The organism is Enterobacter sp. YSU, assembly GCF_016082135.1.
GTDB classification, from domain to species: Bacteria; Pseudomonadota; Gammaproteobacteria; order Enterobacterales; family Enterobacteriaceae; genus Enterobacter; species Enterobacter hormaechei_C.
On record NZ_CP059487.1, the window covers coordinates 164,432 to 188,971 of the forward strand.

Genomic DNA, 24,540 nt, shown 5'->3' on the forward strand with positions numbered 1-24,540 from the left:
GGCAGTTAATTAGTGGAAAGAGACGGTAACGGGCGCGGCTGAGTAGCTCGGCGCGGGTATCTGGTGCAGCTCGTAGGTGTTGCGCCACCATTCCTGGATCAGCGCCTTAACTTCCCCAGCGCCTAATGACCCGGCGATGTAATACATGGAACGAATGCTGGCAATTGCTTCAACCTGCTGGAACTCGCTTTCCGCTTCACGATAGACACAGCACCAGTACGCAACATTCACGGCCAGCCAGTGGCGTTTGTTTGTCATATGCTCGGTTTCGTTAAAGAAAAACGGATGTAAGGCGACACGGCCATTTTTAACGGTGCTTTTCTCCAGAAAGAGAATGGCGTAATTGTGTGGAACACCCCACGCAGCCAGCTCCTGTCCCAGTTCTTTGGCGTTTACAGAGATAATGGACATTAATGATTCTCCTGCTGTTGCATCTTATGAACGATATGAGGCGCGATAATCATTTGCACGCCATTACTGCTGTGGATCGGATGTGCCTTTTTCACCTGGCGGTTAGCGCTGCGCTTTGAAAAATCGCTGTCGCTCAGACTCCCGAACCCTTCAAACGTCAGACGCGCCCTGGATATGCCCTGGCGCAGCTGAATCATTGCCCGGTAGTCCAGGCGTTCGAATAACTCTGACCAGTAGCATTTGCTCAGATGGGCTTTGAAAACGTCCATTCCGGAAGTAACCGCCGCCGCATGTAAAACAACCCCGCGCCATTCTGGTGTTAATTTGTCCCACCAGTCCGCAGCTTCGCTTTTGTCGCTCCAGTGCTTACGGCGAATATTCCCCAGCCACTTCAGGCCAATTTCCTGCTGCTTTTCGCTAATGGCCATAACGCCCCCTGATAATCCCGAACAAACGAAACCACCATGGACGACGAGACGAACGGGTATTGAATTTGTACTGGTGGCCAGGGTTCCAGCGTTGGCCGTTTGGCAGTTCAAGCCAGCCAGTTGTCCCGCTGGCCAGCTGCATGGCCGGAGATTCTTTTTTCAGATAGGTAACGAACGCTTTCATGGTTATCCCTCACATCATGCTGCTGGCACTGGAAGTCACGATATCGACGGCAGCAGCAAGAACCGGCGCAGACTGGAGGCGGCTTTCAACGGTGTAAGCCAGAACGGAAAGGGAACGGATGGCATCACGGGCACGATCAAGAATTTGTGTGCGGCGTGCGGCGGTCATGTGCTCAGTTGATACAGCTTCCCCAGCGATCGCACCTACATTTGCAGTGGCGATCAACGCGCAAAATTGCATGTTGGCTTCAGTGGCGTTATTGACCGGAACGGACGGAAGGCAGTTAATCTGCCCCAGCATCCCATCGAGCAAACGGGCATCTTCCGTGTAATCGGTGATAGCCAGCAGCTCGTCACAGGTCAGGCGGTGTGGTTGAATCGGGTTCAACTTATTGCGCAGGATCTGCGGACGCATACCAACGGCAGCGGCCACATCTTCCAGATTGTGCGACAGCGCAAACGCTCGGCAAGCTGCATCAAAGTGAGCATGTTTAGAAGTCTGATAATCAAACATTGTTAGCTCCGCTCTAATCTGTAGGATGAATTACGCGTTAAGCGAAATGTCACATTCACTTAAAGCCTGGATAGTGAGCGCGGCCATGTTGACTTCGACCAAGCCTTTCTTCTGCTTACCCTTCGGCTTAATTGGTAATTTTCCGTATTCAATCAGGTTTCTAGCGGTTTCCTTGTTGGTACCAGTACGGCGGCAATACTCGTCTAAAGGCAGGTATGGTTCCGGGATGATGATTGTAATGTTCGGACGCATAAGGCAAACTCCATTAGTTAACCTGTACGGCAATACAGGTCGGTAACTGTCAATATTCACTTAAACCTACAAAGCGAAGTTTAAACTCACTTTGTGATAATTTTCAAGGTAAAATTTTCGTGAACCTACAGATTGAGTTTTCCCAAGGCGGAGCAGAGGTGTTGGATAGAGTTATCCAGGCGTATGGTTTCAACACTAAATTAGCTCTAGCCGAGCATCTTGATATTGCAAGCAGTAGCCTAGCTAACCGCTATAAGAGGGATTTCTTCCCAGCTGACATCGTTGTTAAATGTATGGCTGAGACAGGGGCAACGTTAGAATGGCTAGCGACTGGGCAAGGTAGAAAGTTCAACGATGAAGATTTAGATATCATGAAACTGCCGCGCAAGAAGATCGTGGACGGCAAACTCTATGAGTCTGGTTTTCTTATGCTCGATAAGGTTACTTTTTTACCAGGTAAGCCTTTACCGCAGAATCCAGTCTGTGTGATTGATAACTCACTGCAATACATTATTGATCAGCACTTTACCGAAGTTTATGACGATGTTTGGCTTGTTGAAGTTGAAGGTAAAACCAGCGTTAGAACACTGACAAGAATCCCTGTGGGAAAGGTTAGAGTAAGCGGCGTAGGTATGGCTTTTGACTGCGGGATTGACGATATAAAAATCATTGGCCGCGTTGTTCTGACGATTGAATAAATGAGCGTTCGTAAACTTCCGACAGGCGAATGGATCGCCGACTTCTACACCGTCAACCGCAGTAATGGTAAGAACGGTAAGCGAATTCGTAAAAAATTTGCCACAAAAGGTGAAGCCCTGGCATTTGAGAATCATACGCTTCAGAAGGTAGACAGTGCGCCATGGCTGGGTGAAGGGAAAGACAAACGAAGCCTAATCGATCTTATTACGATGTGGTATGAACGCCATGGGGTTGCTTTGCGCAACGGTCAAAAGCGTAAAGATGCTATGACCTGGGCGGCAGAATGCATGGGATTCCCGCTGGCTACAGAGTTCAATGCCCAGCTGTTCACTGCCTACCGCGCTAAAAGGCTTGAAGGGCATTATGCCCGCACCAACAGAGTCTCCAAGATTTCCCCGAAAACAATGAATCTTGAGCATGCTTACTTTCTGGCCATGTTCAATGAACTGAAGCGGATCGGGGAATGGTCAGCTCCCAACCCTTTGGAAAATGTTAGACAATATCGCACTGATGAATCCGAAATGGCCTTTCTCTCTGTTGATGAAATTGATCGGCTTTTGATGGAATGCAAACGGAGCAAGGTAAAGTTCTTAGTGCTAGTCGTGAAAATCTGTCTTTCTACAGGGGCAAGATGGAATGAAGCTGCAACGCTTAAAGGTTCTCAGATTGCTGGCGGTAAAGTCACGTTTGTCAAAACCAAAGGAAAGCGCAACAGAACCATTCCCCTTGATGACGAACTTTTGGCTGAACTACCTGATACGAAAGGCGCTCTGTTTCCGCAGCCCTGCTACAACGCTTTCCGCTCTGCTTTGGAGCGTGCCAAGATAGAACTCCCCTCCGGCCAGCTTACCCATGTGCTGCGCCATACGTTTGCCAGCCACTTTATGATGAACGGCGGCAACATTCTTGTTCTGCAAAAAATTCTTGGTCATGCTGATATCACCATGACGATGCGTTATGCGCATTTTGCCCCTAGCCACCTTGAAGATGCCGTGCGTCTTAATCCCTTAAAATGTCGCAAAAATGTCGCGACAGCTTAGAAATACTGCCTAATACTCACCTTTATTGACTAGCCTAACTTATTGATAACTATCTAACTTATTGTTTTTTGTAGATAGTTGATGCTTTACAATATAGCCTGTGCTATATCTGTATGTAATGCAGTCACCCTTCACGGATCGAAGGGATCATGAATCAGGAGGTCTTATGAATGAATTCAAGAGGTGTATGAACGTGTTTACCCACTCTCCTTTTAAAGTGCGCCTGATGCTGTTGAACATGCTGTGCGATATGTTTAACGCCAAACCGCAGCAGGACGACAATTCTTCCCACTAAGCGGCGTCGCGGTACGCCGCTTCATTTTCCCGTCACACTTACGTTGTAAACTGGCCTGTTCCCGATTATTTTTGCGGATTTGCAGCCCCCTTCGCAAAACATCTGTTTAGCAACTGTTGACCTTAATTCACGCTCGCACTATCTTCTTGCAGCCCTGCACAATTTGCGGCTCGCTGAAGCGGACCTCTCATTCCCTTTCCACGCACTGTCCGGCAGGCTTTGACCCTTGACGCCAGGGTGAGCACATGGCGTTTTCGTGATAGTGATCTATGAACGTAACCCTGATTGATACACTTGTTACCCGCAGCCGGGCCTTAAGCCCGTGGACGGGATTCTATTTTTTGCAATCGCTGTTGATTAACTTTGCTCTTGGCTACCCCTTTAGCCTGCTTTATGCCGTCGGATTCACCTGTATTCTTCACCTGCTCTGGCGAAGCGCACCGCGCGTGCAGAAAGTGCTTATCGGGATCTGTTCTCTGATTGCTGCCGCCTATTTCCCGTTTGGCCAGGCCTATGGCGCGCCGAACTTTAATACTCTGCTGGCGCTCCACTCCACCAATATGGAAGAGTCCACAGAGATCCTGACGATCTTTCCGTGGTACAACTACGTGGTTGGCCTTTTCATTTTTGCCCTCGGTGTGATTGCGGTTCGTCGTAAGCCCGTCGGGAAAAAGGCATGGGGTAAAATTGAAAGCCTGTGCCTGGCCTTTAGCGTGGTGACGTTTTTTGTTGCACCGGTACAAAATCTGGCCTGGGGCGGCGTGTTTAAGCTTAAAGATACCGGGTATCCGGTGTTTCGCTTCGTCAAAGACGTGGTGGTGAATAACGAGGAAGTGCTCGACGAGCAGGCGCGTATGGCCGAGCTTTCCACCATGAAAGATACCTGGAACGTGCTGGCGGTGAAACCGAAGTATCACACTTACGTGGTGGTGATCGGGGAAAGCGCGCGTCGCGATGCGCTCGGCGCGTTTGGCGGTCACTGGGATAACACGCCGTTTGCCAGCGCCGTTAACGGTACGCTGTTTACCGACTACGTGGCGGCCAGCGGCTCGACGCAGAAATCACTCGGTCTGACGCTCAACCGCGTGGTGGATGGAAAACCGCAGTTTCAGGATAATTTTGTCACCCTGGCCAACCGGGCAGGTTTTCAGACATGGTGGTTCTCTAACCAGGGACAGATCGGCGAGTATGATACCGCCATCGCCAGCATCGCGAAGCGTGCCGACGAGGTACAGTTCCTGAAAAGCGGTGATTTCGAAGCCGATAAAAACACAAAAGATGAAGCGTTGCTAAAAATGACGGCGCAGGTCTTTGCTACTCAGCGCACCCAGCCGCAGCTGATTGTCCTGCACCTGATGGGGTCACACCCGCAGGCATGCGATCGTACCGGGGGAAAATATGCGGAGTTTGTGCAATCCAAAGAGACCTCGTGTTATCTCTACACCATGACGCAAACCGACGATCTGCTCAGCAAGCTGTACGCACAGCTGCGCAACAGCGGCGACAGCTTCTCGATGGTCTATTTCTCTGACCACGGTCTGGCATTTAAGGAGCGCGGTAAACAGGTGCAGTATCTGGCACACGATGACAAGTTCCAGCAAAACTTCCAGGTACCGTTTATGGTGCTGTCGAGTGATGACAAAACGCATCGCATCATCAAAGCGCGCCGTTCCGCGAACGATTTCCTGAAATTCTTCTCACAATGGACGGGGATTAAGGCGAAAGAGATAAAAAATGATTATCCGTTTATCTCCGGGAAGAAGGGCCCGCCAGTTTACATTACCAACTTTAAGTTACAGAAAGTCGACTATAACCATCTTGGGACCGATATTTTCGATATTAAGAGTAAGTAATTTCTGCCGTTTCGTGCGGGCTGATGCCCTCACCGGCCCTCTCCCACGAGGAGAGGGTACAAACAAAAAAAATCCGCCACATTGGGCGGATTTTTTACTGGCTCACCGAAGTGATTAGAAGCGGTAACCTACGCCCGCGATCCAGGTGCCAACGTCAACGTTGCGGATACGGCTCTGCTCATAGGAGAAGTCCAGAGCAACGTTTTCGATTGGGTTGAACTGCATACCTGCGCCATAGGAGAAACCATAGTCGCTGTTGCTTGCAGTACGGTTCAGACCCTGGTTTTCGGTCTGCTGGAATTTACCGTAGCCAACACCTACAACACCGTAGATGCTTGCCCAGTCATTCAGGCGGTAAGCAGGACCCGCGGTGATGCCGTAGTACTGACCTTTATTGTAAGAGCCATTTTCAGTACGATCTTTCTCGGTGTAAGTGAAAGAACCGATCACACCCAGCGGGTTGTTGTCTTGCTCGTAACGGTACTTCAGGTTGAAACCGTTGGTTTTGTTCATCACGCCCTGCATATCGCTCTGAGCGTAACCACCGGTTACAGTAGAAGTTGCCGCTACAGCGGTACCTGCGGAAACAGCCAGAACAGCTGCCAGTGCTGAAAGACATGCAATTTTTTTCATAACCACCTCAAATGTGCTTCAAGTAAGTCCGTAAGTTTTAAATATATCAAAAAATTCTGTGAAACTCTTTGTCATTCACGATGTCTAATGCGACCTTTCCTGTAACAGAACATTTCCAGCACCAGCTATCTCGTTCAAATAACTCCAGATTTTCACCTGTAAATGCTAATAGTGCGCGTCATCGCCATTTAGTTCATCCAGATTATTCCTAATCTTTCAGGCGATAAAATCATCAACGTTTTCTCATTTTACGGATTTTCCCTGGATTTTTTTCAACAGTAGCTCAACCGTTGCAGCTTATTTCCATTACACTGCGACTTTTACCTCATTTGACATAAATTGACAGGAGAAAGGATGCCAGGTTTACCTCGTAAATCGTCGGTCTGGATGCCGGTGGCAGTCATACTTATCGCGATGATGTCCATACAAAGCGGCGCGTCGCTGGCAAAATCGCTGTTTCCGCTGGTTGGTGCGCCCGGCGTCACGGCGCTGCGTATCGCATTAGGCACCCTGATCCTCGTGGTTGTTTTTAAACCCTGGCGGCTACGGTTTAAAAAGGAGCAGCGACTGCCACTGCTTTTTTATGGGCTGGCGCTGGGAGGGATGAACTACATGTTCTATCTCTCTATTCAGACGATCCCGCTGGGGATCGCGGTCGCGCTTGAATTTACCGGCCCGCTGGCGGTTGCCCTCTTCTCTTCTCGTCGTCCGGTAGACTTTATCTGGGTCGTACTGGCCGTGCTGGGGCTATGGTTCCTGCTGCCGCTCGGGCAAAGCGTTTCACAAATCGATCTGACAGGGGCAGCTCTGGCGCTGGGCGCGGGGGCATGCTGGGCGGTGTATATTCTTACTGGCCAGCGTGCGGGGGAAGAGCACGGCCCCGCGACGGTCGCCTTAGGCTCGCTGATTGCCGCCGTTATCTTTGTCCCGATTGGAATGGCACAAGCGACAGACTCAATATGGCAATGGTCAATCCTGCCGGTTGGGCTGGCGGTTGCCATTCTCTCCACGGCGCTGCCCTACTCTCTGGAGATGATCGCCCTGACGCGCCTGCCCACACGCATTTTTGGTACGCTCATGAGCATGGAGCCCGCGCTGGCCGCCATCTCAGGAATGATTTTCCTCGGTGAAACCCTGACCCTGGTACAAACGCTGGCGCTCTGTTCCATTATCGCGGCGTCAATGGGCTCCACCCTGACCATGCGTCCGGAACCTAAAGTGGAAAAAATAGACCTCAACTAAGCCTTAAATTCTGCATGGCTAACCCGCCATGCAGAATATACGCCACGTCAGTAGCTCAAATAATTTCTTACAAACTCTCTCATATTGCCAAAATATTTCACCTGCTCGCCTTCCTGGAAAGTGAATTAAGATTGATCTGCATCAATTTAAATAAAACACTTATTTTTCAAAGTATTGAGAATACAACCATCCTTTCACTATTAAACCAATAGGCAGAGCCAAATCGCAGAGAAAAAATCCGGTGCTATACTTAGTCCCGTAATTACCTGGGACACAAACATCAAGAGGATATGAGATTATGAGTACCGCTAAACTGGTGAAAACGAAAGCGTCTAATCTGCTTTATACCCGTAACGATGTATCGGATAGCGATAAAAAAGCGACCATCGAGTTGCTGAATCGCCAGGTGGTCCAGTTCATCGATCTTTCGCTGATCACCAAACAGGCCCACTGGAATATGCGCGGTGCAAACTTTATTGCCGTTCATGAAATGCTGGATGGCTTCCGCACAGCACTGGTGACTCACCTGGATACCATGGCCGAACGTGCCGTACAGCTGGGTGGCGTGGCACTGGGTACCACACAGGTGATCAACAGCAAAACGCCATTGAAAAGCTATCCGCTGGATATCCATACCGTTCAGGATCACCTGAAAGAGCTGGCGGATCGTTATGCGATTGTGGCGAATGATGTTCGTAAAGCGATTGGCGAAGCCAAAGATGAAGATACCGCTGATATCTTCACTGCCGCATCACGCGACCTGGATCAGTTCCTGTGGTTCATTGAGTCCAACATCGAATAATCCCTGCGGATTGTCCGAATAACCCTCGCCCCTGGCGGGGGTTTTGCACATTTATGGTGCGCACTTTTGCCCGCAACGGCCGCAAAAGTGAATAAAATGTAATAATCACCTCACACAACCGTTAACGGAAGATTGTTTTTTCGTCAGATTCTGCGCTAAATATCCCCCTGTCAGAAGACCTTAACGAAGCGCACCAAAACGGTGCTCCATTCTGGTGCAACCTGGCAGAATTGCCACGCTTTTTGTGCAATGCGTGACATCATCCCCTTTGCAAAACAACAGCTTGTAAAATTGGCACGATTTTTTCATTGTGCCTGAGGTTCTCGCAGGGGATCGCCCCGTGGATATAAAAGGAAATGCTATGAAGTCTGTATTAAAAGTTTCACTGGCTGCACTTACCCTGGCGTTTGCGGTGTCCTCGCAGGCTGCCGACAAACTGGTTGTGGCGACTGACACGGCGTTCGTACCGTTTGAATTCAAACAGGGTGATAAATACGTTGGTTTTGACGTGGATCTGTGGGCCGCTGTCGCAAAAGAACTCAAACTGGATTACACCCTGAAGCCAATGGATTTCAGCGGCATTATCCCGGCACTGCAAACCAAAAACGTTGACCTGGCGCTGGCAGGCATCACCATTACCGAAGAACGTAAAAAAGCCATCGACTTCTCTGACGGCTACTACAAAAGCGGCCTGCTGGTGATGGTGAAAGCGGATAACAACGACGTGAAAAGCGTGAAAGATCTCGACGGTAAAGTGGTCGCCGTGAAGAGCGGAACCGGCTCCGTTGATTACGCGAAAGCCAACATCAAAACCAAAGACCTGCGTCAGTTCCCGAACATCGACAACGCTTACATGGAACTGGGCACCAACCGCGCTGACGCGGTGCTGCACGACACGCCTAACATCCTTTACTTCATCAAAACCGCCGGTAATGGCAAGTTCAAAGCGGTAGGTGATTCCCTGGAAGCTCAGCAGTACGGTATTGCGTTCCCGAAAGGCAGCGACGACCTGCGTAACAAAGTTAACGGCGCGCTGAAAACCCTGAAAGAGAACGGCACCTATAACGAAATCTACAAAAAATGGTTCGGTACCGAGCCTAAATAATTTCACCTGACTTCAGGTTTGTAACGCCCGGTGGCGCTTCCGCTTACCGGGCCTACGTTTTTTGTTTTTCACCACGGTATACAGGAATACATCATGCAGTTTGACTGGAGCGCCATCTGGCCTGCCATTCCTCTCTTGCTTGAAGGCGCTAAAATGACCCTGTGGATTTCGGTCCTCGGTCTGGTTGGCGGGTTGATTATCGGTCTGGTGGCCGGTTTCGCCCGCACCTACGGCGGCTGGATTGCAAACCACATCGCACTGGTTTTCATCGAAGTGATCCGCGGCACCCCCATTGTGGTGCAGGTCATGTTCATCTACTTCGCCCTGCCGATGGCCTTCACCGACCTGCGCATCGACCCGTTCAGCGCCGCCGTTGTTACCATCATGATCAACTCCGGCGCCTACATTGCGGAAATTACCCGCGGTGCGGTGCTGTCGATTCATAAAGGCTTCAGCGAAGCCGGCCTGGCGTTAGGTCTTTCCCGTCGCGAAACCATTCGTCACGTGATCCTGCCGCTGGCGCTGCGCCGCATGCTGCCGCCGCTGGGTAACCAGTGGATCATCAGCATTAAAGACACCTCGCTGTTTATTGTTATCGGCGTGGCCGAACTGACCCGTCAGGGCCAGGAGATCATCGCGGGTAACTTCCGCGCTCTGGAAATCTGGAGTGCGGTCGCCGTTGTCTATCTGATTATCACGCTTGTCCTGAGCTTTGTTCTGCGTCGTCTTGAAAGAAGGATGAAAATCCTGTGATTGAATTTAAAAACGTTTCCAAGCACTTTGGCCCAACCCAGGTGCTGCACAATATCGATTTGAACATCAGGCAGGGCGAAGTGGTGGTGATCATCGGGCCGTCCGGTTCCGGCAAATCCACCCTGCTGCGCTGCATTAACAAGCTGGAAGAGATCACCAGCGGCGATCTGATCGTCGACGGCCTGAAGGTCAATGACCCGAAAGTGGATGAGCGCCTGATCCGTCAGGAAGCGGGCATGGTGTTCCAGCAGTTCTACCTGTTCCCGCACCTCACGGCGCTGGAAAACGTGATGTTCGGTCCTCTGCGCGTGCGCGGGGCCAGCAAAGCGGCAGCGGAAGCGCTGGCAAAAGATCTGCTGGCGAAGGTTGGTCTGGCGGAGCGTGCCCACCACTATCCTTCCGAGCTGTCCGGCGGCCAGCAGCAGCGCGTGGCCATTGCCCGTGCGCTGGCGGTGAAGCCAAAGATGATGCTGTTCGATGAGCCAACGTCGGCACTCGACCCGGAGCTGCGTCACGAAGTGCTGAAAGTTATGCAGGATCTGGCGGAAGAAGGCATGACGATGGTGATCGTTACCCACGAAATCGGCTTTGCCGAAAAGGTGGCGTCCCGTCTGATCTTCATTGATAAGGGCCGTATCGCGGAGGACGGGAATCCGCAGGCGCTGATTGCGAACCCACCAAGCCAGCGCCTCCAGGAGTTCCTGCAACACGTCTCCTGATAGCCACACCCAGAGCCGGGCATGCCCGGCTTTTTTACGCCGGATTGTTCCCAAAAACTCCCCTCCGCTCCCCGCGCTCTATACTTATCATTTTGCACGATATTTTTGTCGGAGGACGCCGTGCCGTGGATCCTGTTGCTACTGTTTAGCCTGTTTAGCGCGCCATCACTTGCTGTAACCCTTCCCGGCGTTACCACCGGAGCCACCGCCACCCAGCAAAATGCGCCGCCAGAGCCAGACGCTGAAAAGAAAAAAGCCGCCTACGGCGCGCTGGCCGACGTGCTTGAGAACGACACGTCCCGGCAGGAGTTGATCGATCAGCTGAGGAAGGTGGCCGCCACGCCGCCGCAGGATCCGGTTCCTGCTATTGCGCCGCCGGAAGCCGAAGAAGAAAAAACGGTGCTGGAAAACGTCACCGACATCAGTCGGCGCTACGGGGAAGCCCTGTCGTCGCGTTTTGCCCAGCTCTATCGCAACCTGGTTGGCACCTCACATAAGCCTTTTAATCCTCACACCTTTTCCGCAGCCGCCACCCAGTTTGCTATTCTGGCTGGCGCCGTCTTCATTTTTTACTGGCTGTTGCGCCTGTCTGTTTGGCCGCTTTACCGGAAAATGGGCCAGTGGGGGCGCAAAAAGAATCAGCATAAAAGCAGCTGGCTGCATCTTCCGGCAATGATTACCGGGGCGTTTGTCATCGATTTACTGCTGCTGGCCCTGACGCTGTTTGTCGGCCAGATGCTGGCCGACCGCCTTAATACCGGAAACAAAACCATCGCGTTTCAGCAGGGACTGTTCCTCAATGCGTTTGCCCTGATTGAGTTCTTTAAAGCCCTCCTGCGGTTGATCTTCTGCCCGCGCGTGCCGGACCTTCGCCCCTTCGCCATTTCGGATCAGAGCGCCAAATACTGGGCGGTGCGGCTCAGCGTGCTGAGCGGGTTGATCGGTTATGGCCTGCTGGTTGCCGTGCCGATTATTTCCAACCAGGTTAACGTGCAGTTCGGGGCGCTGGCGAACGTGCTGATCATGCTGTGCATTACCGTCTGGGCGCTGTACCTCATCTTCCACAATAAAAAAGCGATCACCGACAGCCTGCTGCACCTGGCCGATCGCTCCCTCTCCTTTTTCAGCCTCTTTATTCGCGCCTTTGCGCTGGTGTGGCACTGGCTGGCCAGCGCCTATTTTATTGTGCTCTGTTTCTTCTCCCTGTTCGATCCAGGCAATAGCCTGAAATTTATGATGGGGGCGACGTTCAAAAGCCTGGCGATTATCGGCATTGCGGCCTTTGTCTCTGGCCTGCTCTCCCGCTGGCTGTCGAAAACGATCACCCTGTCGCCGCAGGTTCAGCGTAACTACCCGGAACTGCAAAAGCGGGTAAATGGCTGGATGACGGTATCCCTGAAGGTGGCGCGTATTCTGACGGTCTGCGTGGCAATTATGCTGCTGCTGAACGCGTGGGGTCTGTTTGATTTCTGGAACTGGCTGCATAACGGCGCGGGGGAAAAGACCGTTGATATTCTTATTCGTATCGCGCTGATCTTGTTCTTCTCCGCCGTCGGCTGGACGCTGCTGGCAAGCCTTATCGAAAACCGTCTGGTGTCGGATGTCCACGGCAGGCCGCTGCCGAGCGCCCGCGCCCGCACGCTGCTGACTCTGTGCCGCAACGCGCTGGCGGTGATCATCAGCACCATCACCATCATGATTGTGCTGTCGGAAATCGGCGTGAATATCGCCCCGCTGCTGGCGGGTGCCGGTGCGCTTGGGCTGGCGATCTCCTTTGGTTCGCAGACGCTGGTGAAGGATATTATCACCGGCGTTTTTATCCAGTTCGAGAACGGGATGAACACCGGGGATCTGGTGACCATCGGACCGCTCACCGGCACGGTGGAGAGGATGTCCATTCGCTCCGTCGGCGTACGTCAGGATACCGGCGCGTACCACATTATTCCGTGGTCATCGATTACCACCTTTGCCAACTTTGTGCGCGGCATTGGTTCGGTGGTGGCGAATTATGATGTCGATCGTCATGAGGATGCAGATAAGGCGAAGCAGGCGCTGCGGGATGCGGTGAGCGAACTGATGGAGATGGAGGATATTCGCGGGCTGGTGATTGGTGAACCGTCGTTCGCGGGTATCGTCGGGCTGACGAACACTGCCTTTACCCTGCGCGTGTCGTTCACCACCCAGCCCCTTAAGCAGTGGACGGTGCGCTTCGCCCTCGACAGCATGGTGAAAAAACACTTCGATCTGGCGAACGTGAGAGCGCCGGTGCAGACGTATCAGGTATTGTCGCCGCCCGCTTCGCCGCTGCCTCCGCAGGAGCCGACGCTGTAACCGAGCCGGGTGGCGGCTTCGCCTTACCCGGCCTGCGATGGGGGGCTATTTGCGGCGTTTGTTATCGTCCATAAAGGTCCAGGCGATAAAGCGGCTCTGCTTCTGGCCCTGCGCCATCTCTTTTTTGACTACCTTCACCGCGCCGACGTCGGTCAGCGCGCGGTAAAGCGGCGGCAGGTTATCGCCGCGGGAGACCAGCGTGGTAAACCATTTCACCTGACGACCGAAGCCCTTACTCTCGGCAATCATGCGCAGAATAAATGCCACTTCCCCGCCCTCGCACCATAGCTCCTGCTGCTGGCCGCCAAAGTTCAGCGCGCCGTCTTCAGCCTGGCCTAGGTTACGCCGCTTGCGTTCACTTCCCGCACGTGCGGAGGCGGCGGAGTCGTGGAAGGGCGGGTTGCACAGGGTGGCATCATATTGTTCGTTCTTGTGAATAATGCCGTTGAAAATAGCAGCGGGATCCTTTTGACGACGCAAACGAACGGCCCGGCTTAACCCTGGGTTAGCGTTGATAATGGCCTGTGCGCTGGCAAAGGCCTCGGCGCCGATCTCGCTGCCGGTAAACCGCCACTGGTACTCCTGTGCGCCTATCAGGGGGTAGATCAGGTTCGCGCCCGTACCGATATCAAGCACGGTGGCCTGTTTCGGCACCACGCCGCCATTATCATCTGCCAGCAGATCGGCAAGATGATGGACATAATCCGCACGTCCTGGCACCGGTGGGCAGAGAAAGCCATCCGGGATGTCCCAGTGCGTAACGCCATAAAAATGGGCCAGCAGCGCTTTGTTCAGCGTCTTAACCGCCAGCGGATCGGCAAAGTTTACCGACGGTTCACCGGCTGGTGTCTGAACAATAAAATCCTGCAATTCCGGGCAGCTCAGGCACAGGGCTTTCATGTCGTAGCGGCTACGGTGGCGGTTACGCGGGTGCAATCCCGGCTTTTGGGAAGTCATGGCATTCTCCTTTAGACAGCCGCGTAAGATACCCTGTGACGGCGCGGGGGTAAATATCTGTCTGCGCTGCACAAAAAACCGACGAAAATCAGCATCCTGTATGTCTATGATCTGTCAGCAAATTGTCAGAATTTATCGTTCAAAAAATAAGCAGATCATCATCAAATTTTTGCGCTAAATCACGCGCGTCAGGCTTCTAAACTTAAGAGGAATCACCTGTTGTTTCCCCTGAGGATGTGATTATGAAAAAGTATCTGACCTTTATTATTGCGGGTGCGCTGGCAGGCGCATCGTTCTCAGCCTGGTCCGTTCAACCTCTGACCGACAGCAATGACACCAGCCAGCTACGTGCGGCCGGGACGGTCTCTGTCAGCCGGGCAAGCAACCTTGATGACCTTCAGGACAAGCTGGCCGAAAAAGCGCGTCAGGAAGGGGCTAAAGGCTTCGTGGTGAACGCCGCCGGTGGCGATAACCATATGTACGGCACCGCGACCATCTATAAATAACGCCCTCTTTTCCCACACTGCATCTGCAAGGCAGATGCAGTTCTCATTTCCTTCCTTCGCCTTGACTGTGCGTTTTTTAACCCCATATTAAGATGAATGGCTTAAACAGATCAGGAGAACATGATGGCTTCCGGCTGGGCGAATGACGACGCCGTTAACGAACAGATCAACAGTACCATTGAAGATGCGGTCGCGCGTGCTCGCGGTGAAATTCCGCGCGGCGAAAGTTTGACGGAATGCGAAGAGTGCGGGGATCCGATTCCTGAAGCACGGCGTAAAGCCATTCCTGGCGTACGGCTATGCATTGCCTGTCAGCAGGAGAAAGATTCAAAAAATGCGGCACATTCAGGATATAATCGTAGAGGATCGAAAGACAGCCAGTTACGTTGACTTTCCTTTACCGAAGTTAACCGCGCCAGCCGTTTACTTTACGCTCACGACTTTTAGCGAAACGCGTAGCAAAACGTGCCCTTCCGATGGCTTCTGTAAAGCGCATCCCCAAGAAATGTCAATTGCGCTTCTGAATTTATTAATAATCAATAAGTTATTTGTCATTCAATTTTTTTGAGTAACCACGTCAATTCTCTTCGATTTTATCTTCCACTAAAAACCGTGATACTTATCACATCGACGGAACATCGTCCCCTTAACAGAATAGCCTGCGAGAATTGACCTATGAAAACCATCAAATATGCTGTTGCCGCTGTTGCCCTGTCCGCTCTGTCTTTCGGCGCTTTCGCCGTAGAGCCAGTCTCCTCTACTCAGTCACAGGATCTGAACAAAATCGGGGTGGTGAGTGCTGAAGGCGCGACCACGCTGGACGGTCTGGAAGCCAAACTGGCGGAAAAAGCTGCCGCTGCCGGCGCAAGTGGATACACCATCACCTCCACTAACGGTAATAACAAACTGAGCGGTACCGCGGTTATCTACAAGTAATCGAACAAATTATGCTCCACCCTCACCCTCCCCTCTGGTGAGATGCTCCAACCCTCATTGACCCTGTTGTTGTTACCCTTGTTTGCCCGTCCGCCACTGGACGGGCTTTTTTTTTGCTTAAAACGACTGCGCCACGCGCTGCAACCCGGCGTCCACGGACGCCACTTCCCCTGCCGCCAGCAGACAGCAGGCCATTTGCAGCTTGATAGACTGCGGAACCGGCACCTTTCCGGCCAGACACTGTACGATCCAGTGCGCGGTGACTTGCGGATCTTTCAACTCAGGCAGGATCACATCGCTGTTCTCTTCCCCACGTTCCAGCACGACCCGCGTCCCGGCAGGCTCAATCAGCATCAGCTGTGGACAACGCTGCGGGTTGGCGTAAACCTCCCCTTCAGTTCCATGCATCAGCAGCGCTCGCCCGCCGATTTCGGCAAAGAATTGACCGACCCGCGTCACGTACTCCGGATGGGAGACACTGGAAAGACGCAGCGCGGCGTCTTCGGCAAACGGCGTCGCCAGCTTCGCCAGGGTGTGGGCGCTGTTACGTACCCCCATGCGCCAGCGCATGTCCAGCTGCTTTTCCAGCGGCGGGCAGAGCGCGCGCACGGGAATATAGACCGGCTGGTTCCCCTCCAGCTTTGCCTGCGCCTGGCCAGCATGGAGAGTGGGTTCGATGCCTAATAATTCCAGAATGGTTTCTGTCAGCACGCGCGTCGGATCTTCGCTCACGCCATGCACCACCACCGGGAAACCGAGTTTCTGCAACAGAATAGCCAGCAGCGGCGTGAGGTTTGCCTGCTTACGCGCGCCATTGTAGGTCGGGATCACAATCGGCATCGGCTTCGTGACGGGCGGGGTTAAACGCATCGTCTGCGACTGCATGGCCTCATAAAAACCGCGCATCTCCGCCTCACCTTCCCCTTTGATGCGCAGCGCAATCAGAATGCCGCCCATTTCCAGATCCGGCACGTCGCCATTGAGCATATGCGTGTACAACGCACGGGCCGTTTCCTGATCCAGATCGCGAGCATGGTTTTTCCCACGCCCTACCTCTTTGATAATTTTGCGGTAATCCACGACATTTCTCCTGACAGCATCATCTTGTTAACAATATAGCCCGATGAACACGCACCCGATAGTGTTTTGTGATCATTATCAACCTGCTGTTTTCAGGTAAAAAAATAAACTCAAGCACTATTTGCATTATTTGTGATTGGAACTAAAGATTCGTACCTGCCCTTTTTTTGATTAAATAAACATCTGAAAGTTATTAAGGGTCAACGGTAAAAACGTCCAGGCAACGTTTTTGCCAGAAACACATCGGGATTTACTATGAACAAGGTTGCATTAGGGTTGTTTATCGCCGCAGCGGTGGGATGTTCTGCATCCGCATTTGCGGCAATCAACGGTGAAGGGCAGATTAATTTCACCGGAGAAATTATCGATTCTGCTTGCCAGGTCGTGAATGGATTAAGTAATCCATTAGATGTTCAGTTAGGAAAAGTATCTAAAACGGTATTTACCGGCGCAGGCTCTACCAGCACACTCACGAAGTTTGATATTAAGTTAACCAATTGTCCGGAAACCGTAACCTCGGCTGCGATTAACTTCGGTGGTACCCCGGATGCGAATAATAATGCCACGCTGGCATTAACGCCCGATACCGGTGCAGCTACTGGTGTGGCGATTCAGCTAATGGATGCTTCCGGGCAGCCTGTCACCCTGTATACCCCTTCGATGCAATATCCTTTAGTCTCCGGTACGGAGGTTAACGACCTGGAGTTTGGTGCACGTTATATTCAAACTCAGGCGGCAGTCACTGCGGGCCCTGCTAACTCTGTATCGACCTTCACCGTTATTTATAACTGATCTTATCAATCCTGAGATATTAATGCTCTTGCGGGCATTAACATCTCATCTTTTTAATGAGAAATCTTTATGCGCCACGGTTATTTACTGAGCACTCTTTTACTGGTAGCAGCCTCGGCACAGGCGGGTGTCGTGATCAATGGCACCCGTCTGGTCTATCAGGGAGATAAAAAGGAATCATCTCTTGGTCTTTCAAATCCAGATACCACGGATTATCTGGTGCAGTCCTGGGTCGATTCCGGCGGTAAAAACCCGGCCAAAGCCCCGTTCCTGATCACCCCGCCGCTTTTCCGACTGGATGCGAAAGAGGATAACGTCCTGCGCGTGGTGCGTACGGGAGGAAATTTACCGCAAGACAGGGAATCTCTGTACTGGCTGAATATTAAAGCGATCCCTTCCTCAAAGCATGTTGAGGGTGTAAATACGCTGCAAATTGCCATTAACACCCGAATTAAATTGCTCTATCGCCCGTCAGCGGTAAAAGGCAAACCAGAAGATATGGCCGATAAACTTGAATGGCATCGCGAAGGGAATGATTTAGTGGTGAACAATCCCACACCTTTCTATATGAATTTTCAGGCCGTCACCCTGAATGGTCAGAAAATCACGAAAGCCACCTGGGCTGTGCCAAAAACTGAAACGCATTTTGCTTTACCTGGCAATGTCGGAGGCTCGACCGTCGCGTATTCCATTATTACTGATTACGGCAGCATCAGCCAGACATGGTCTAAACACGTTCATTAATAATATTGCCCGGTAATAAAATCATCATGTACCGCCATAAAAAGCCGTTCACCTGCCGATTTTCGTCATTGCTGATGACTTTTTGTTGCCTGGCAATGGCGATCTTTGCGCAGCAGGTTTTGGCTGATGATTATTTTAACCCAGCCCTGCTGGACATTGATAACCCACAGCAGGAAAAGACCGATCTGTCTGTCTATGAAAAAGGTCCCGGTCAGGCGCCAGGTAAATATCAGGTCGCGGTATTTATCAATAACAATAAAATTGATACCCGTGACGTGACCTTTAACATAGTTAAAGATCCGCAGGGCACCAGCACGCTTCAGCCCTGTTTTACACTGGACGAATTAAAGAGCCTCGGGATCAAAACGCAAAAATATCCGCAGCTGAGGGCAGAAGGTCAGTGCGCCGATCTACACGCCATCCCTTCGGCATCCGCGACCTTTCGCGTGCGCAATCAGCAGCTGCTGCTGAGCATTCCGCAAAAGGCGCTCGGACAGGTGCCACGCGGTTACATCGACCCGAAAGAGTTTGACGAAGGGATCAACGCGGGCCTGCTTAATTACAGCGTCAACGCCAGCCAGAGCCATGCGCGCCAGCAGGGTGAAGAGGATAGCAGCAGCCAGTACGTTAACCTGCGTCCCGGCTTCAACCTCGGGGCATGGCGCGTTCGTAACTACTCCACCTGGAATCGCAGCACCACGGGCCACGAGGAGGAACAGAAATTCACCTCCGTTTATACCTATGCGCAACGCGACATTGTGGCAATGAAAAGTGACGTGACGGTGGGGCAAAGCACCTCACCTTCCGACGTTTTTGACAGCGTCCCCTACACCGGCGTGGAGCTGAAATCCGACAGCGACATGCTGCCGGACAGTGAAAAAGGCTATGCCCCTATTATTCGCGGCACCGCCCACAGCAACGCGCTGGTGATGGTCCGCCAGAACGGGTACGTGATTTATCAGAACACGGTCGCGCCGGGCGCATTCGAAATTAACGACCTCTACCCCACCGGCAGCAGCGGTGACCTCCAGGTTACGGTGAAAGAAACAGACGGCAGCGAGAGCCATTTCGTGGTGCCGTTTGCCTCCGTGCCGGTATTGCAGCGTGAAAAAAACCTGCGCTACAGCGTAACCGCCGGGCGTTATCGCTCTTATGACAAAGACGTTGAAAAGACCCCGTTTGCCCAGGGAAGCGCCATCTACGGTTTACCTCACGGCTTCACGGCCTATGGCGGCGTGCAGCAGAGCAGCCACTATCAGTCCCAGGCGCTCGGCGCCGGGAAAAACATGGGCGATCTCGGGGCGTTCTCCATTGACGTGACCCGCGCCAGAGCCCTGCTGAAAAAACAGCAGTCCAGCAAGGGCCAGTCGTGGCGCGTACGCTACAGCAAAGATTTCGCCGGTTCAGGCACCAACTTTTCGCTTGCGGGCTATCGCTATAACAGCAAGGGGTTTTACACCCTGGACGACACTATGGAGTCGTATACCCGCGCCGACGACTGGTCTGCTCCCCAGCAGCGCCGCGCCCGTACAGAAGCCACCGTTGACCAGACGCTGCCAGAAGGTTGGGGGTCGGTGACGCTGAGCATGGTGAAGGAAACTTACTGGAGCCAGAGCCAGAACATGACCTCCCTGAGCGTCAGCTACAACAACAGCTGGCACGGCGTGAGCTACAGCCTCAGCTACAGCATGAACAAAAACACTCACGACAGCGATGAAGACGGTAATGAGGTAACAAACGACAACCAATTCTCGCTGAGCGTTTCGGTTCCGCTGGATCGCTGGATGCATAATACCTGGGCTACGTACAACCTGAACAACACCAAAGACGGCACCACGCAGAACATCGGTCTTAACGGTACGGCGCTGAAAGAAGACAACCTGAACTGGAATATCCAGGAAGGGCTGAGCAGCACCGGCAGCGATAACTCCACCAGCATCAACGCCGATTACAAAGCGACCTACGGCGAAGTGAGCGCAGGCGTCAGTCAGGATAGGTATCAGCAGACCCTGAACGTCGGTTTGCAGGGCGGCGTGGTGGCCCACGCTAACGGGATAACCCTGAGCCAGCCGCTCGGTGAAACCATCGCGCTGGTGAAAGCGCCAGGTACGCACGGCACCCATATCACCAACCAGACAGGCGTGGAGACTGACTTCCGCGGCTATACCGTCGTGCCGTTCGTGACCGCGTATCGCCATAACACCATCGCACTGGATACCGAAACGCTGCCGGAGGATGCCGACGTCACCCACGCGGCGCAAATTGTGACGCCAACCCGCGGGGCCGTGGTGCGCGCCAGCTTTACTACCCGCGTGGGTAACCGCGTCCTGATAACGCTTACACAAAATGGTAAACCGCTGCCCTTCGGCGCAACGGTGACCACCGGGGATAAGGACAGCGAATTTATTGTCGGAAATGACGGCCAGACTTACCTCTCGGGTCTGCCGCAGCAAGGGCATCTCAACGTTTCCTGGGGACAGGAGGCGAGCGAGCACTGCGTTGCTGACTATGCGCTAACGGATGAGAAAGAAAAAACAAGCATCATAAACGCTGCCGCGCAGTGCCATTGATTACCATTCAGGCTAACGATTATGCAAATGATTAAACAGTGCTTTTTATTACTGGTTCTGGGAACCGCCGCGTTATTTATGCCGCATGCGAAGGCGACCTGCACCACGCCGGATCTGCCCAAAATGATTAACGTGGCCTCCATCTCAGTCCCCACGACGCTGACCGTTGGCGAGACCATCCCGGGTACTGAACAAGTCACCCATGTCGCCGGGAGTTGCGACCAGTCGATAGACAGCGGGCTGGAAATTGTCTCTTGCTATTACGGCACGGGCGCGGAAATTTCAGGCCTGAAAGGCGTCTACGCTTCTGGCGTACCCGGTATTGGTGTGGCATTGATGAACGATCGGGGCCAACGCATCAGCGGAGGCGGAGGGGTTAACTGTATCTCTACGGGAACGCCGGTCGGTTACGTCTCCAGTGACGGTAAACGCACTTTTGATTTCGACGTTACGCTGGAGCTGGTCAAAACCAGCACTGCGGTGGCATCGGGCACACTGGATCAAAATCAGACCCGTTTTGGTATTGGTCTTTATCACCACGAGGGCATCGGTGATCCCAACTTAATCTCCTATGCAGGGAATATCATTCTCCAGGAAGTAACCTGTTCCGTCTCGCCAAAAAGTCTGACCGTTGTGTTGGGCGATTTTCCCGTGAGCCAGTTTTTCACAACCGGCCTGCTTACCGATGAAAAAGACTTCAACGTCAGCATCACCTGCAATACAACCGTTCAGCCGGAACTGAAGATCAGCAGTACGAACGGCTACGTACCGGGCTTCGGCGGGGTTATTAAGCTCACACCCGAGAGCGGTGTGGCAACAGGGGTAGGTGTATTTATGGTCACCGATGGCAAGGTTCCCGCCTTCGATGAGTACTTCACCACCTCAAGCCCCGCGAACGCAAATGAAACCTTAAACATCCCCTTCAAGGTACGCTACGAGCAGATAAACGACATCGTCACGCCCGGGCCGGCCAACACCGTCGCGACCATTACCGTTGCGTATAAGTAGGTTCACAATGAAAAGTTATTTGATTTTCCTGACCCTCGGCCTGTTGGCTAACGCTTATGCGGAGGATATTCAGATAGAAATGACCGGCAACATTTACGCCAATACCTGCACGGTGGATAGCGCCAGCCAGAACCTGACGGTTAATCTGGGTCAGGCCGTCGCGGGTAATTTTAAGGATGTAGGGGATACCGGCAAGTGGATAGCGTTTGATTTAACGCTCTCAAAATGTCCCTCAACGACGACCCTGGCGACGGCGACATTTCTCGGCCAGGCCGACGGCGCGCACCCGAGCAAATTCGCTAATATCGGTACGGCCGGTGGGCTGGCGCTGGAGCTGGCCGATCGTCCGGATAAGATGCTCATCGCCCCGCAGGCAAGCTTCAGCGTTCTGGTGAATCAGGACGATCATACCGCCGATTTCCCGCTTTCTGCCCGCTATTACGCCACCGCCCTGCCCGTTACCGCCGGCACGTTCAGCAGCGTTGTTCAGGTCACGTTTATTTACCAGTAGGACCGCGCCTCTTTGCACGGATGCTTTTTGTACGCCCGGCAGAGGGTTTCGCCGGGCGTTTTTTTACCTCCGGCACCTCTGGCTGCTCAATCGGGAAGATCGGCAGCGCATTCAGCAGCCGCTGGCCATAGTTTTTGGTGAGCAGACGTTTGTCATAAATCACCACCTCGCCCCAGCAGCCGTGGCTACGGATCAGGCGCCCGACCTGCTGGATCAGGTTAAACGACGCCGCAGGCAGGCTTTGCACTTCAAACGGATAACGGTTAAGGCTTTTCAGCCATTCGCCTTCGGTGATCACCACCGGGCTGTCGATGGGCGGGAAGGCAATTTTATGGATATGCACCTGCGTCAGGTAGTCGCCTTTTAAATCCAGCCCTTCCGCAAAGGACTGTAGCCCCACCAGCACGCTACGCTCGCCGTTATCAATGCGTTTACGGTGGGTTTCCACCAGCCGATAGCGCGGCTGATCGCCCTGCACCAGCAGGAGTAAGCGCAGATCGGTGACGTGCTCCAGAAAGCGTTGCATCGCGCGGCCGCTGGCAAACAGCACCAGCATACCGGGGTATTTTTTACTCTCAACCTGCTCGCGGAAGTAGGCCGCCATTTCCGCAATATGCTGCTCTTCGTTATCGATAAGCGGCTCATAGTTCATGCGCGGGATCACCAGCTTGCCCTGCTCACAGTGGTTGAACGGCGAGTCCAGGGCCACAAAACGGTCCCCCGCTTTCTCTTTCAGGCCGCTCATTTCCTGCAACCTTGAGAAGCTGTTCAGTGAACGCAGGGTCGCCGACGTCACTACCACGTGCGGCACGCTGCGCCAGATCAGCTTTTCCAGCTGATCGGCCACGCGGATGCCCACGCAGTGGAAGAACAGATGTACCTGCCCGTCTCGCACTTCGCGGGTGGCCCACTTTGTCACTGGCGCCCCGGACGCCTGCGCCATCGAGGCCAGCCGCCAGAGTTTGCTCTGCGCCTCAAACATGCCCAGCGCGCGGTTCATTTGCAGCAGAATGCGGTGCAAGCGCACCACGTCATGGGTACCGGTTTTCTCGCTGAGATCGTTGAGGAACATCTCCGCCAGCCCGCGCAGCTTTTCAAGGTGCTTCGCCAGCTGCTGGCAAATCTCCATCACTTCCTGTGGCAACTCACCCATCGCAAAGCGGTGTTCCGCTTCCTGGGTGGCGGGGAGATACAGGTTGAGAATGTTATTCAGCGAGGCGATGAGGCCGTACACCTCTTCACAGTGCTCGCTCAACCGCTCCGGGACCGCCAGCGGCGGCGTGGTTTTCGGGCGGAACTGCTCCATGCAGGTTGCCACCAGCTTGCAGAACAGATCCAGTTGCAGGCGAAACCACGGGGCGGTAATTTCTGCACTCATCTCCAGCGCATCCCGCGCCACGTCGGGCAGATGATGACCTTCATCCAGCACCAGCAGCAGGTTTTTGGGCTCCGGCAGGACCGCTTCACTCTCCAGGGCAGCCATCACCAGCGCATGGTTGGCGACAACCACCTCCGCTTCCTGAATCTCACGCCGGGCGACAAAGAACGGGCACTCGCGATAGTAATGACAGTTGCGGTTCAGGCAGCTCGCTTTATCGGTGCTGAGCCTGCGCCACAGGTCGTCGCCGATCGCCTGGCTGGTGTGATCCCGCAGGCCGTCCCACCTGTAGCCGTCGAGATCGGCCTTTAGCTTTGCGCACTGCTCCTGCTCCGCCTTGTTGTTTGGCGTCAGCTCGTCATCAAGAAACGCGAGCAGATCCTGCTGGGAGGGTTCACTGCTGGCCAGCGCCGCCAGATTGCGCGGGCAGACGTAGCGCCCGCGACCAAAGGCGGCGGTGAACCGTAAATCGGGGATAATTTTGCGCAGCAGCGGCAAATCTTTGCTGAAGATCTGATCCTGCAAGGCCACGTTAGCGGTACTGACCACCAGCGTTTTGTCTTCTTCCCGCGCGATGGCAATGCCGGGAATGAGATACGACAGGGTTTTCCCGACGCCGGTCGGGGCTTCAATCGCCAGATGTCGTCCGTCGTCCCCGGCGAGCGTTTTTGCCACGTCGGCAATCATCTGCCGCTGCGGGGCTCGGGGGATAAAGTCGGGGATCTGCTGTTGTAGCGCCTTATACCATGCGCCAATTTGCGCCTTGAGCGCAGCGGTTAAAGCCATCGGAAAACCTGA

The 24,540-nt window shown here is 53.3% G+C and carries 27 protein-coding genes; 18 read left to right on the top strand and 9 right to left on the bottom strand.

Going from position 1 to position 24,540, the window contains the following annotated elements; translation table 11 throughout:
- Positions 1-9 precede the first annotated feature (9 nt).
- From H2Z33_RS00740 to H2Z33_RS00760, 5 genes are read right to left on the bottom strand one after another with little or no spacing between them, the layout of a single operon-like run.
- Positions 10-411: a hypothetical protein gene (locus H2Z33_RS00740; RefSeq protein WP_096216624.1), complete on the bottom strand. Its 402-nt coding sequence runs from the start codon at positions 409-411 to the stop codon at positions 10-12.
- Complete coding sequence (locus H2Z33_RS00745) at positions 411-839, bottom strand: hypothetical protein (RefSeq protein WP_198091822.1); 429 nt, start codon at positions 837-839, stop codon at positions 411-413. The genes H2Z33_RS00740 and H2Z33_RS00745 overlap by 1 nt, the downstream gene beginning before the upstream one ends.
- Positions 829-1,023 (bottom strand): phage filamentation protein Fil family protein, encoded by a 195-nt coding sequence (locus H2Z33_RS00750; RefSeq protein ID WP_198091823.1) that lies wholly within the window; start codon positions 1,021-1,023, stop codon positions 829-831. The genes H2Z33_RS00745 and H2Z33_RS00750 overlap by 11 nt, the downstream gene beginning before the upstream one ends.
- Before the next feature lie 9 nt (positions 1,024-1,032).
- Positions 1,033-1,536: a phage regulatory CII family protein gene (locus tag H2Z33_RS00755; protein ID WP_198091824.1), complete on the bottom strand. Its 504-nt coding sequence runs from the start codon at positions 1,534-1,536 to the stop codon at positions 1,033-1,035.
- Positions 1,537-1,566: 30 nt separating this feature from the next.
- The gene (locus H2Z33_RS00760) at positions 1,567-1,788 is read right to left on the bottom strand and encodes a hypothetical protein (protein WP_001247709.1); all 222 of its coding nucleotides are present in this window, start codon (positions 1,786-1,788) and stop codon (positions 1,567-1,569) included.
- 119 nt (positions 1,789-1,907) lie between these two features.
- On the opposite strand from H2Z33_RS00760, the gene H2Z33_RS00765 reads away from it, so the two are divergent.
- The 4 genes from H2Z33_RS00765 to H2Z33_RS00780 all read left to right on the top strand — a co-directional run bounded on the left by H2Z33_RS00765 (position 1,908) and on the right by H2Z33_RS00780 (position 5,675).
- The gene (locus tag H2Z33_RS00765) at positions 1,908-2,486 is read left to right on the top strand and encodes a phage repressor protein CI (protein WP_096216626.1); all 579 of its coding nucleotides are present in this window, start codon (positions 1,908-1,910) and stop codon (positions 2,484-2,486) included.
- On the top strand, positions 2,487-3,527 hold the full coding sequence (locus H2Z33_RS00770; RefSeq protein ID WP_096216627.1) for a tyrosine-type recombinase/integrase: 1,041 nt from the start codon (positions 2,487-2,489) through the stop codon (positions 3,525-3,527).
- Between the two features lie 166 nt (positions 3,528-3,693).
- A complete protein-coding gene (mntS, locus tag H2Z33_RS00775) occupies positions 3,694-3,822 on the top strand; it encodes a manganase accumulation protein MntS (RefSeq protein ID WP_017384915.1) in 129 nt (42 codons plus the stop codon).
- A 269-nt stretch (positions 3,823-4,091) separates the two neighbouring features.
- On the top strand, positions 4,092-5,675 hold the full coding sequence (locus H2Z33_RS00780; protein WP_017384916.1) for a phosphoethanolamine transferase: 1,584 nt from the start codon (positions 4,092-4,094) through the stop codon (positions 5,673-5,675).
- Between the two features lie 114 nt (positions 5,676-5,789).
- On the opposite strand, the gene ompX is transcribed toward H2Z33_RS00780, so the two are convergent.
- Complete coding sequence (gene ompX, locus H2Z33_RS00785; RefSeq protein ID WP_003858450.1) at positions 5,790-6,308, bottom strand: outer membrane protein OmpX; 519 nt, start codon at positions 6,306-6,308, stop codon at positions 5,790-5,792.
- A gap of 354 nt (positions 6,309-6,662) precedes the next feature.
- Between ompX and rhtA the strand changes: the two genes are divergently transcribed.
- The 6 genes from rhtA to ybiO all read left to right on the top strand — a co-directional run bounded on the left by rhtA (position 6,663) and on the right by ybiO (position 13,260).
- Positions 6,663-7,550: a threonine/homoserine exporter RhtA gene (gene rhtA, locus H2Z33_RS00790; RefSeq protein WP_017384917.1), complete on the top strand. Its 888-nt coding sequence runs from the start codon at positions 6,663-6,665 to the stop codon at positions 7,548-7,550.
- Between the two features lie 298 nt (positions 7,551-7,848).
- Positions 7,849-8,352, top strand: coding sequence for a DNA starvation/stationary phase protection protein Dps (gene dps / locus H2Z33_RS00795; RefSeq protein WP_000100801.1), 504 nt, complete (start codon positions 7,849-7,851; stop codon positions 8,350-8,352).
- A gap of 361 nt (positions 8,353-8,713) precedes the next feature.
- On the top strand, positions 8,714-9,457 hold the full coding sequence (glnH, locus tag H2Z33_RS00800) for a glutamine ABC transporter substrate-binding protein GlnH (RefSeq protein WP_003858455.1): 744 nt from the start codon (positions 8,714-8,716) through the stop codon (positions 9,455-9,457).
- A gap of 93 nt (positions 9,458-9,550) precedes the next feature.
- Positions 9,551-10,210, top strand: coding sequence for a glutamine ABC transporter permease GlnP (glnP, locus tag H2Z33_RS00805; RefSeq protein WP_003858462.1), 660 nt, complete (start codon positions 9,551-9,553; stop codon positions 10,208-10,210).
- A complete protein-coding gene (glnQ, locus tag H2Z33_RS00810; protein WP_006809503.1) occupies positions 10,207-10,929 on the top strand; it encodes a glutamine ABC transporter ATP-binding protein GlnQ in 723 nt (240 codons plus the stop codon). The genes glnP and glnQ overlap by 4 nt, the downstream gene beginning before the upstream one ends.
- A 120-nt stretch (positions 10,930-11,049) precedes the next feature.
- Positions 11,050-13,260 carry a mechanosensitive channel protein gene (ybiO, locus tag H2Z33_RS00815; RefSeq protein WP_023303335.1) on the top strand — a complete coding sequence of 737 codons (2,211 nt, stop codon included), beginning with the start codon at positions 11,050-11,052 and terminating at the stop codon, positions 13,258-13,260.
- 45 nt (positions 13,261-13,305) lie between these two features.
- Here the strand turns inward: ybiO and rlmF are convergent, their stop codons facing one another.
- Complete coding sequence (gene rlmF, locus H2Z33_RS00820) at positions 13,306-14,217, bottom strand: 23S rRNA (adenine(1618)-N(6))-methyltransferase RlmF (RefSeq protein WP_063134804.1); 912 nt, start codon at positions 14,215-14,217, stop codon at positions 13,306-13,308.
- 242 nt (positions 14,218-14,459) lie between these two features.
- Between rlmF and mcbA the strand changes: the two genes are divergently transcribed.
- The 3 genes from mcbA (at position 14,460) to ybiJ (ending at position 15,659) form a co-directional block, all read left to right on the top strand.
- A complete protein-coding gene (mcbA, locus tag H2Z33_RS00825; RefSeq protein ID WP_003858470.1) occupies positions 14,460-14,723 on the top strand; it encodes a DUF1471 family periplasmic protein McbA in 264 nt (87 codons plus the stop codon).
- 123 nt (positions 14,724-14,846) lie between these two features.
- Positions 14,847-15,113: a DksA/TraR family C4-type zinc finger protein gene (locus H2Z33_RS00830; protein WP_017693765.1), complete on the top strand. Its 267-nt coding sequence runs from the start codon at positions 14,847-14,849 to the stop codon at positions 15,111-15,113.
- Between the two features lie 285 nt (positions 15,114-15,398).
- Entirely contained in the window at positions 15,399-15,659 is a 261-nt protein-coding gene (ybiJ, locus tag H2Z33_RS00835; RefSeq protein WP_032670284.1) for a DUF1471 family protein YbiJ, read from the top strand.
- Between the two features lie 117 nt (positions 15,660-15,776).
- Here the strand turns inward: ybiJ and ybiB are convergent, their stop codons facing one another.
- Positions 15,777-16,739: a DNA-binding protein YbiB gene (ybiB, locus tag H2Z33_RS00840; protein WP_047718766.1), complete on the bottom strand. Its 963-nt coding sequence runs from the start codon at positions 16,737-16,739 to the stop codon at positions 15,777-15,779.
- 255 nt (positions 16,740-16,994) lie between these two features.
- On the opposite strand from ybiB, the gene H2Z33_RS00845 reads away from it, so the two are divergent.
- From H2Z33_RS00845 to H2Z33_RS00865, 5 genes are all read left to right on the top strand, one after another.
- Positions 16,995-17,531: a fimbrial protein gene (locus H2Z33_RS00845; protein ID WP_047718768.1), complete on the top strand. Its 537-nt coding sequence runs from the start codon at positions 16,995-16,997 to the stop codon at positions 17,529-17,531.
- 69 nt (positions 17,532-17,600) lie between these two features.
- Positions 17,601-18,275, top strand: coding sequence for a molecular chaperone (locus H2Z33_RS00850; protein ID WP_048249640.1), 675 nt, complete (start codon positions 17,601-17,603; stop codon positions 18,273-18,275).
- A gap of 26 nt (positions 18,276-18,301) precedes the next feature.
- Positions 18,302-20,845, top strand: a complete 2,544-nt coding sequence (locus H2Z33_RS00855) for a fimbria/pilus outer membrane usher protein (protein ID WP_139153673.1) — start codon at positions 18,302-18,304, stop codon at positions 20,843-20,845.
- 21 nt (positions 20,846-20,866) lie between these two features.
- Complete coding sequence (locus tag H2Z33_RS00860) at positions 20,867-21,853, top strand: fimbrial protein (RefSeq protein WP_048973313.1); 987 nt, start codon at positions 20,867-20,869, stop codon at positions 21,851-21,853.
- 7 nt (positions 21,854-21,860) lie between these two features.
- Positions 21,861-22,364, top strand: coding sequence for a fimbrial protein (locus tag H2Z33_RS00865; RefSeq protein WP_033486369.1), 504 nt, complete (start codon positions 21,861-21,863; stop codon positions 22,362-22,364).
- On the opposite strand, the gene dinG is transcribed toward H2Z33_RS00865, so the two are convergent.
- Complete coding sequence (dinG, locus tag H2Z33_RS00870; protein WP_015571073.1) at positions 22,351-24,528, bottom strand: ATP-dependent DNA helicase DinG; 2,178 nt, start codon at positions 24,526-24,528, stop codon at positions 22,351-22,353. The genes H2Z33_RS00865 and dinG overlap by 14 nt on opposite strands.
- Between the last annotated feature and the right edge of the window lie 12 nt (positions 24,529-24,540).